Here is a 9,535-nt window from a genome sequence, read left to right as displayed (position 1 = left end):
CGTCAGTGGAAATTAAATTATTACTTGTAGAAGATCATCATATCGTTCGAAGGGGACTCGTATTCTTTTTGAAGACGAGAGAAGAATTTGAAATTATTGGGGAAGCAGCAAATGGTGAAGAAGCATTAACATTCGTTCAAACAGAAAGGCCAGATGTAGTATTAATGGATTTATCAATGCCGAAAATGGATGGTATTGAAGCGACAAAACGTATAAAACAATACGATGAGACAATAAAAATTCTTATGCTCAGTAGTTTTTCAGAACAAGATTACGTTTTACCAGCATTAGAAGCTGGGGCAGATGGTTATCAATTAAAAGAAGTGCAGCCAGATCAACTTGTTGCGTCAATCGTTGCGGTATATCAAGGAAACGCAAATTTTCACCCGAAAGTAACACCAGCACTATTAGGACGATCAGCAGTCAAGAAAGAAAAAGAGAATCCTTTTTCTATGTTAACAAAAAGGGAGCAAGAAGTACTTCGTGAAATTGCGAAAGGAAGAAGCAATAAGGAGATTGCAGCAGAACTTCATATTACAGAACAAACTGTGAAAACACACGTTTCTAACGTATTGGCTAAATTGGAAGTAGATGATCGTACACAAGCTGCCTTATACGCAGTAAAGCATGGGGAAAACTAGAAATAAGTATGAATAATTGTGTCATATGCTACGGAAGAATACATATGAGAAATTAAAATGTATAGAGATGCCGAATAAAGGTTTTTCTTCTTTCAATAATTAGGTACAATAAAGTGAAACTTTAATCAGTGGGGGGCCATCCCCACTGATTATTAGTTGAACCAATCGGGTTTTTACGGGCAGTTGATCTCCCACCTAACTCCCTTGCATTCATCGGATTTTGAGGTGGGAGCCTTACTGCCCGTTAATACGGGATAAAGCTACTATGGAAGGGGAAGATACGCTATGCCTGGTACAAAAAGTGGGATTGGAAAGATTCAGGCTTCGTTAAATGGTTTATCACCGAAATTACGAAGTATTGCCGAACATATTTTGAAACATCCACAAGATGTTGTACATAAATCGATTACGGAATTAGCGGAAGTTACGAATAGTTCCGAAGCAACGATATTCCGCTTATGCAAACACTTAGGTTTTCAAGGGTTCCAAGACTTGAAAATTACATTAGCTCGTGAGATTGTACATACCCCGATGCAAAATATTCATGAGGAAGTATCGGTAGAAGATAATATTGTCACTGTTGCTAAAAAAGTTTTTCATTCACATATTACAGGACTGCAAGATACATTACATTTGTTAAACGATAACGCGTTGGAACAGGCAGTAAGTGCGCTGAATGAAGCGAAACGAATTGAGTTTTATGGAAATGGTGGTTCAGGTATTATTGCGATGGATGCTTATCATAAGTTTATGAGAACGGGTATTTCTTGTATTGCTCATACGGATTCACATTTTCAAATTATGGGAGCTGGCTTGCTGACAAAAGAAGCAGTGGTCATTGCAATTTCTCATTCGGGCAGTAATAAAGGTTTACTTGAAGCGTTAGAAGTAGCGAAAGCAAGAGGGGCCAAAATTATTGCGATTACGAGCTATCAAAAATCGGCATTAAGCCAACTTGCTCATATAACATTATATACTTCGACGCGTGAGACGGAATTTCGTACAGAAGCAAGTTCGTCACGATTAGCGCAGCTTAGTTTATTAGATACTTTGTATGTGGGATTGTCATTGCAGCGACAAGAGGAAACACTACAAAATTTACAAAGTATACGTGAAACTATTTCGATGAAGCGAATATAAAAAGCTCTTCAAATGAAGAGCTTTTTATATTGGCGAGTAGTCTGTTGATATACCCTCTAGATCTACTTGTTCTAAGTGTCTATAGAAATATGCCAATTACCTATAATAATAATCTCTCATCTTTTAGACCATTCATTTTTTAAACCTCGATATTTTGCATATGAAATTTAACAAGTAGCTTGATACATCAAAATACGTATTGGGTAATAATTCAAATATTGTTCAATATTTTACAATAAGCTTATGAAATTCCATGTTATGATGAACCTGTAATGATGATTGAACACTTAAATTTGGTACAATAATTAGCCAAAATAGTGAGGACAGTAGTTGTGAGATAAACTCATTAAAACTCTAAAACACTAAAGGGGAGATCACATATGAAAGCAGTAGTAGTTAATAAAAACAGCAAAGCAAATATTGAAGTTATTGAAAAAGAATTACGTCCGTTACACTCGGGTGAAGCGCTAGTAGATGTAGAGTATTGTGGAGTTTGCCACACTGATTTACACGTTGCGAATCATGATTTTGGAAACACCGATGGCCGCATCCTTGGTCATGAGGGTGTAGGTATTGTTACTAAAATTGCTGATGGTGTTACTTCACTAAAGATAGGTGACCGTGTAAGTATTGCATGGATGTTCCAATCTTGTGGACGTTGTGAATATTGCGTAACGGGGAGAGAAACATTCTGCCGTGAAGTGAAAAATGCTGGTTATTCAGTAGATGGTGGTATGGCTGAACAATGTATTGTTACAGCTGATTATGCGGTGAAGGTACCAGAAGGATTAGATCCTGCTCAAGCATCATCAATCACATGTGCGGGCGTAACTACATATAAAGCTATAAAAGTATCAGACATTAAACCTGGTCAACCTATCGTAATCTATGGTTGTGGTGGATTAGGTAACCTAGCTATTCAATATGCTAAAAACGTATTTGGTGCAAAGGTAATTGCAGTAGATATCAATGACGACAAATTAGCCTTAGCAAAAGAAGTTGGTGCTGATATGACTATCAATCCAATTTCTCAAGGTCCTGCTGATAAAATTGTTCAAGAGGAGTTTGGTGGTGCTTATGCTGCTGTAGTAACAGCAGTTTCTAAAGTAGCCTTCAACTCAGCAGTTGATGCAGTACGTGCTTGCGGTAAAGTAGTTGCGGTAGGTTTACCAGTAGAAACTATGGATTTAAACATTCCACGACTTGTATTAGACGGAATTGAAGTAGTTGGTTCTCTAGTTGGTACTCGTAAGGATCTGGAGGAGGCATTTATGTTCGGCGCAGAAGGAAAAGTAGTGCCGGTTGTTCAAACGTGTTCTCTAGATAAAGTACAAAATGTATTCGAAGAAATGGAACAAGGTAGAATTCAAGGGCGTATGGTAATCGATTTTAAACAGCATAATTGTGAGTGTGAATAATTCATTTTAAATATAAAAAGCATGAGTCTAGCAAAGGTCATTTAAAAAAGTTAGACGGCATAAAAAAGATGATCCCTCGTATTCAATAGGGATCATCTTTTTTATATTCTACTAATATCAATGCCAATTAATACTTGATTGATGAGACATGATTAAAGGTTCACTTTATCTACAAACGAAAAAGAATCTTTACTTTTAACAAATTTTTTATGATTTGGAACGGTTTGAATTGCTACAACTTGCGAATCTCTTGCTTTCAGTGCATCTTGAATCCCGATTGTCATAAGCTTAATAAATAGAATCGTAATAAAGAATGAAACGAGAGTATACAAAATAATCCACCATGAAATATTCATTTCATAACGATTTAATCCAATAAGGCCTGCCCAATCATTCGATAGAGAAACAGGTTTGAGTACTCCGTCATAGAGTTCACGCATTTGTATCCCACCAATTACAATATCAAGCAACGCTAAATGGATAACGAGTATGAGTGTTTGGACGATATGTTCCATAAATAACACAAATAAGCGATCAAGTAATAAGACTCGTAAGTGTTTTTTGATAATATGAAAACGGCTAGCACCCAGTAATTGTGAACTTAAAATGTAATCTCGTTTCATAAATTCATCAACCTCTGAGGAGATATATAAAGAAAGTGTAGGTAGAGCGACGAAAATAAGTACGAGAACTTGATAAAACGCAAATGAAATATTTGGATCTAATCTATCAGCATTTGATATGATTACAATATTAACGGGCGTGATGAGTATAAATGCGATAAATAAAGTAGGAATATAGTAAAAAACTTCTGAGCATGCCTGGAAAAATCTCTTGAATTTTGGAGCATATAAACTTAAGAGGATTCCTATACATGTTCCGAATAAAATTCGAAAGAAGCTAATTGCCACAGCTAATAAAATGGTGAATTTTGCTCCTTCTACAATTTGTAAGAAAACAGACTCTCCAAAACGATCAGATCCAAAAGGCGGCATTAACGATGGCGAAAAGGGGGCCTTTCCAAGTAATTCGTTATTGTCATTGTAAAGTAACTGAGGAGGTTTTGGGATGTTATCTTTAAAGAACCAACTATAAATAAAACTAGCTGAAACAAGTATGAATAGATAAGTAAAGCCGATTAAAAATCGTTTTGATTTCCAAATAGATTTCATAATGCTGCTCCTTTCAATTGCTTTTTCCATCTATTCATCATGAATGAGATTATTTGAAAAATGGCATAAAACGGTAAAATAATCATAACAAGTATGATAAATGCAGCTGGAGGTGAAATAAACGCCTTCTTAAATAAAAATTGAATAATGCCTTCCATATTAAAAACAAATTCTAAAATGAATAAGTTAGAAAGTAAGAAAACAAAAACCGTTTTTAAATGATGAAAGAAGTGGATAGATATATTTTTGAATAAATGAATGCATAGTATATAACTTGATGAAAGTCCTTTTCCATATGCAACCTCTACGTAATGTTTTTCATGTTCTTCTTTTATGTATAACACCATCATCCGAAACATTTGTAATGTAGGTAAGACTGCTAAAGATAAAATAGGGAGTAAATAAGCTCGATTTTCATTAAAAGAAATAATGGTGACAGGAGATTCCCCGAATTTCTGAAGTACCCATATGAAAAATATTTGCAAACAAATCATCATCATCATATCAGGGACAGCTTCTAATATGAACACAATTCGGTTTATCCATTTTTTTATATAATCTTTTGCTAAAAAATAAAAAAATGCCATACTAGATGATAGAAAGAGTGCAAGCAAAAAGGCTATAAATAATACAGTAAATGAATATAGGTAAGGTTCTAAAACAGTTGGAAATAATGGTGTCTTTTTGAAATGACCAAATTTTGGGTCTGATCCCATAACTACTAATGATTCAGGGGAGAAAACCTGTTTTAACATAGTAACGATCTGATTAAAAAAATGAATTGGTTGAAAAGTGAATCCCTGTTGAGTGATAAATAAATAAGGTAAATTTAGTAATAGTAAGAGTGATAAAAGAATTGATGAAAGTTTTATTGTGAATTGAGATATTTTATATAACATTAAATCCCTCCGACATCTTTTTACAACATTATACAATAAAGTTCATATTTTGTTTTGATTTTTCAGAAAAATATAAATACTATTAGATTTTATAGTATGGAACATATATTTACAAGGTAAAAAAGTGATAGTAGGCAGCCACGCCCTATGTCCATCAAGCTAAGAAAACGAGAACTTATATATTATTATCTTTAGGTGGAGGGGAAAGAATGTTTGATAAATTAAAAAGGTTATTTAAAAAAGATAAAGAGAATGATTTAGAAGATGAGAGGTACATTTTGGTTTGAAAAAAATTTTCTTTTCATAACTTGATTTATGAAAAAATATTTTATATACTAATTCATGTAAACGGTTTACTAGATCGTATTTTGCTAGAAACGAAGGGAAGGTTCGCATGGAAACAAGGGGGAGAGTAATCGGGGTTGACATCGGTACCACAAGTACGAAAACGGTTGTATTCACTGAAAAAGGAAAAGTCGTTGCTTCACATGCAATTGATTATCCAAGTATTCAACCGAACGTCGGATGGGCTGAGCAAGATCCTGATGTAATATGTGCTGCTGTATATAAAACTGTAAGCGTTGCCATTGAAAAGGGTAATGTGTCACCGGAAGATATTTCTTCTATCGGGATTAGTACAGCGATGCATGCCTTAATTGCTGTAGATGAAAACGGTGCGCCGTTAACGCGCTCTATTATTTGGGCAGATAATCGAAGCACAAAGCAATCAGAAAAACTATTACAACAAATGAATGGTCATGACATTTATAGAAGAACTGGTACACCGATTCATCCGATGTCACCACTTTCTAAATTATTGTGGATGAAAGAAGAAGAAACGGAGTTATTCAGAACTGCTCATAAATTTATTTCCATTAAAGAGTATGTCATTTATCAATTATTTTCACGCTATGTAGTTGATTATTCTATCGCATCTGCTACAGGGTTATTTAATTTAAAAACATTAAACTGGGATGAAGATGTTTTAACTATGTTAAATATGTCACCAGAACAATTATCAACACCTGTACCAACTACATATATTTTATCGGGAATGAAGCCGGAATTAGCACAAAAGATGGGTATTAGTGAGGATACTCCGGTTGTTATTGGTGCAAGTGATGGTGTTCTTGCAAATGTAGGTGTCGGTGCAATATCACCTGGCTCAGCTGCAATTACGATCGGGACAAGTGGTGCGGTTCGAACAATTTCATCGAGTGTTAATACAGATGAAAAAGGAAGAACTTTTTGTTACGCATTAACAGATGAGCACTGGGTGATCGGCGGACCAACGAATAACGGTGGAATATTACTTAGATGGTTACGTGATGAATTTGGTAGCCCAGAGCAAGAGGTAGCAAGAAAGCTTGGAATTGATCCTTATGATTTATTAATTAAGTATGCAGAAAGTGTACCAGCTGGAGCAGATGGATTACTATTTTTACCGTTTCTATCTGGAGAACGTGCACCCTACTGGAATGCAAATGCTCGAGGTACATTCTTCGGGATAAACCTTCAGCATAAACGTGAACATTTCATACGAGCAGTTATGGAAGGTGTTTGTATGAGTGTGTATTCAGTAGCACTTGCCATTCGAGATTGTACAGGGCCACTTACTGAAATACGTGTTTCAGGAGGCTTTGCGAAATCTGCATTTTGGAGACAAATGTTATCTGACATGATGGGGAAAGAATTGCTTGTTCCAGAAAGTCATGAAGCATCTGCGCTTGGGGCAGCAGCACTTGCTTTGTATGCAATTGGGAAAATTGATTCTCTTGAAGAGGTGAAGGATTGGATTGATATTGTCCATCACCATGTACCGAATAAAGAAAATACGGCTTTATATTTAGAGATGTTTTATATGTATGAACGACTTTACAATCGTTTGAAAGAAGAATTTGATTGTATAGCCGCTTTCCAACGTAAACAATAGGGGGATTGGGAGAAATGGTAGTTGGGATCGTACTAGCGGCTGTTGTTATATTACTTTTACTAATTACGGTAGTAAAATGGCATCCATTTGTCGCGTTAATTTTAACAGCAATCGGAGTTGGGCTAGCAATGGGGATGCCCTTAATTGGAACTTCACCACAACATCCGGGGATTATCGATTCTATTAAATTAGGTCTTGGTAATACGTTAGGGTTTTTAGCGATTGTTTTAGCTTTAGGAACAATGCTTGGAAAAATGATGGCTGAGTCTGGCGGTGCTGAACGAATTGCTAACACATTAATTGGACGTTTTGGGAAAAAGCGTGTTCACTGGGCAATGATGTTCGTTGCATTTATAGTAGGGATTCCGGTATTTTTCCAAGTTGGATTTGTACTATTAATTCCGTTAGTATTTACAATTGCGTTAGAAACAGGGGTATCACTTATTACAATCGGTATTCCGCTAGTAGCAGGTCTTTCGGTTGTACACGGACTTGTTCCACCGCATCCAGCAGCAATGGCAGCGGTAGGTATATTTAAAGCAGATGTAGGGAAGACAATTTTATATGCATTAATTGTCGGACTTCCAACTGCAATAATTGCAGGTCCGCTTTACGGGAAATGGATTGGTGCTCGTATACATAAAGAAGTACCGTTAGATATAGCGGAGCAATTTATTGAAAGAGATAAGAAGAAGGAACTTCCTAGCTTCGGAAATACATTGTTTACTATTTTACTTCCAGTATTTCTTATGCTAGGTGCATCGATAGCGGAAGTAGCATTAAATAAAACAAGCCAACTTGCACAAGTATTGCATTTTATTGGAGATCCAATAGTCGCATTATTAATTGCAACGATATATTCTTTCTTTAGTCTTGGCTATGCAAAAGGGTTTTCTAAAGACAAAGTCTTACAAGTTACAAATGATTGTTTAGGCCCAATTGCAAACATACTGTTAGTTATCGGTGCAGGTGGTGCCTTTAATAAAGTGTTATTAGATTCTGGAATTGGAACTACAATTGCGGAGATAGCGAAAGAATCACATATTTCACCGATATTATTAGGTTGGGGAATTGCTGCACTTATTCGAATCGCGACTGGCTCTGCTACTGTTTCCATGATGACAGCAGCAGGAATAGTGGCACCGATTGCGGCAAGTACACCAGGAGTGAATGTAGAGTTACTGGCACTTGCAACAGGAGCAGGGTCATTAATTTTATCGCATGTAAATGATTCTGGATTTTGGATGATTAAAGAGTATTTCGGAATGACTGTGAAAGAAACATTATTAACATGGACCGCAATGGAGACAATATTATCTGTTGTAGCACTTGGGCTAATTTCGTTATTAAATATATTTGTATAGAATGGGAGATTGATTAATATGAAACTAGGTTTAATTGGATTAGGAAAAATGGGATTCCCATTAGCTGAACACTTACATGAAGACAAGCATGAAGTAGTTGTATACGATGTAAATAATGAGCTTGTTGAAAAGGCAGGGGAATTAGGGATTACTGCTCGTCATACGTTAAAAGAAATGATTGCTGAACTAGAAGCACCTCGTACAATTTGGGTAATGGTACCTGCAGGAGAAGTTGTCGAGTCAGTACTAAAAGATGTATATCCATTATTAGAGGAAGGCGATATCGTTATTGAAGGCGGAAATTCATTCTATAAAGATACGTTACGCCGTGCTGAAGAAGCGAAAAGCTTTGGTTTACATTATGTAGATATCGGTACATCAGGTGGTGTGGAAGGAGCTAGATACGGTGCTTGCTTAATGGTTGGTGGAGAAAAAGAAATTTATGATCAACTAGAACCTTTATTTAAAGATTTAGCAGTAGAAAATGGTTATTCATATGCAGGCCGCGTCGGTAGTGGGCATTTCTTAAAAATGGTTCACAACGGTATTGAATACGGAATGATGCAAGCAATCGCTGAAGGATTTGAAGTACTAGATAAAAGTGATTTTGATTTCAATTATGAAGATGTTGCAAAAGTATGGGCAAACGGATCGGTTATCCGTGGTTGGTTAATGGACTTAACTGAAAAAGCATTTGCAGAAGATCCGAAACTTGATGGCATTAAAGGTGTTATGAACTCTTCAGGAGAAGGGAAATGGACTGTTGAAACTGCGCTTGAATTACAAGCAGCGGCACCAGTTATCGCTATGTCATTATTTATGCGCTACCGTTCACAAGAAGATGATACATTCCACGGAAAAGTGGTTTCTGCACTTCGTAATCAATTCGGTGGACATGAGGTTGTGAAAAAATAGGAAATATTAGTTTTGTGAAACTCATACGAAAGTATGAGTTTTTTTTATTTCTC

General features: G+C 36.0%; 8 protein-coding genes. 6 read left to right on the top strand and 2 right to left on the bottom strand.

Annotated features, from left to right (window positions below):
- Window positions 1-5 precede the first annotated feature (5 nt).
- The 3 genes from B5P40_RS17555 to adhP all read left to right on the top strand — a co-directional run bounded on the left by B5P40_RS17555 (window position 6) and on the right by adhP (window position 3,199).
- The gene (locus B5P40_RS17555) at window positions 6-641 is read left to right on the top strand and encodes a response regulator (protein ID WP_113709524.1); all 636 of its coding nucleotides are present in this window, start codon (window positions 6-8) and stop codon (window positions 639-641) included.
- Between the two features lie 285 nt (window positions 642-926).
- A complete protein-coding gene (locus tag B5P40_RS17550) occupies window positions 927-1,781 on the top strand; it encodes a MurR/RpiR family transcriptional regulator (protein WP_002012688.1) in 855 nt (284 codons plus the stop codon).
- Between the two features lie 380 nt (window positions 1,782-2,161).
- Window positions 2,162-3,199, top strand: a complete 1,038-nt coding sequence (gene adhP / locus B5P40_RS17545; protein ID WP_113709523.1) for an alcohol dehydrogenase AdhP — start codon at window positions 2,162-2,164, stop codon at window positions 3,197-3,199.
- 152 nt (window positions 3,200-3,351) lie between these two features.
- Here the strand turns inward: adhP and B5P40_RS17540 are convergent, their stop codons facing one another.
- Window positions 3,352-4,371, bottom strand: coding sequence for an ABC transporter permease (locus B5P40_RS17540; RefSeq protein WP_078176556.1), 1,020 nt, complete (start codon window positions 4,369-4,371; stop codon window positions 3,352-3,354).
- Window positions 4,368-5,270, bottom strand: coding sequence for an ABC transporter permease subunit (locus B5P40_RS17535; protein WP_113709522.1), 903 nt, complete (start codon window positions 5,268-5,270; stop codon window positions 4,368-4,370). The genes B5P40_RS17540 and B5P40_RS17535 overlap by 4 nt, the downstream gene beginning before the upstream one ends.
- Before the next feature lie 394 nt (window positions 5,271-5,664).
- Here B5P40_RS17535 and gntK point away from each other — a divergent pair, with 394 nt between their 5' ends.
- The 3 genes from gntK to gnd are packed head-to-tail and all read left to right on the top strand — an operon-like array spanning window position 5,665 to window position 9,482.
- Window positions 5,665-7,203 (top strand): gluconokinase, encoded by a 1,539-nt coding sequence (gene gntK, locus B5P40_RS17530; protein WP_113709521.1) that lies wholly within the window; start codon window positions 5,665-5,667, stop codon window positions 7,201-7,203.
- A gap of 14 nt (window positions 7,204-7,217) precedes the next feature.
- The gene (locus B5P40_RS17525) at window positions 7,218-8,567 is read left to right on the top strand and encodes a GntP family permease (protein WP_078176558.1); all 1,350 of its coding nucleotides are present in this window, start codon (window positions 7,218-7,220) and stop codon (window positions 8,565-8,567) included.
- A gap of 18 nt (window positions 8,568-8,585) precedes the next feature.
- Window positions 8,586-9,482: a phosphogluconate dehydrogenase (NAD(+)-dependent, decarboxylating) gene (gene gnd / locus B5P40_RS17520; protein ID WP_002189506.1), complete on the top strand. Its 897-nt coding sequence runs from the start codon at window positions 8,586-8,588 to the stop codon at window positions 9,480-9,482.
- Window positions 9,483-9,535 lie beyond the last annotated feature (53 nt).

Source organism: Bacillus sp. SRB_8 (genome assembly GCF_003264205.1).
GTDB classification, from domain to species: domain Bacteria; phylum Bacillota; class Bacilli; order Bacillales; family Bacillaceae_G; genus Bacillus_A; species Bacillus_A mycoides.
This window is presented reverse-complemented; position numbering and strand designations above follow the sequence as displayed.

What these genes read in the sequence shown, in the direction of transcription:
- B5P40_RS17525 (WP_078176558.1), top strand. Translation starts at nt 7,218, where the DNA reads ATGGTAGTTGGGATCGTACTAGCGGCTGTTGTTATATTACTTTTACTA.
- B5P40_RS17550 (WP_002012688.1), top strand. Translation starts at nt 927, where the DNA reads ATGCCTGGTACAAAAAGTGGGATTGGAAAGATTCAGGCTTCGTTAAAT.
- B5P40_RS17535 (WP_113709522.1), bottom strand. Translation starts at nt 5,270, where the DNA reads ATGTTATATAAAATATCTCAATTCACAATAAAACTTTCATCAATTCTT.
- adhP (WP_113709523.1), top strand. Translation starts at nt 2,162, where the DNA reads ATGAAAGCAGTAGTAGTTAATAAAAACAGCAAAGCAAATATTGAAGTT.
- B5P40_RS17540 (WP_078176556.1), bottom strand. Translation starts at nt 4,371, where the DNA reads ATGAAATCTATTTGGAAATCAAAACGATTTTTAATCGGCTTTACTTAT.
- gntK (WP_113709521.1), top strand. Translation starts at nt 5,665, where the DNA reads ATGGAAACAAGGGGGAGAGTAATCGGGGTTGACATCGGTACCACAAGT.
- gnd (WP_002189506.1), top strand. Translation starts at nt 8,586, where the DNA reads ATGAAACTAGGTTTAATTGGATTAGGAAAAATGGGATTCCCATTAGCT.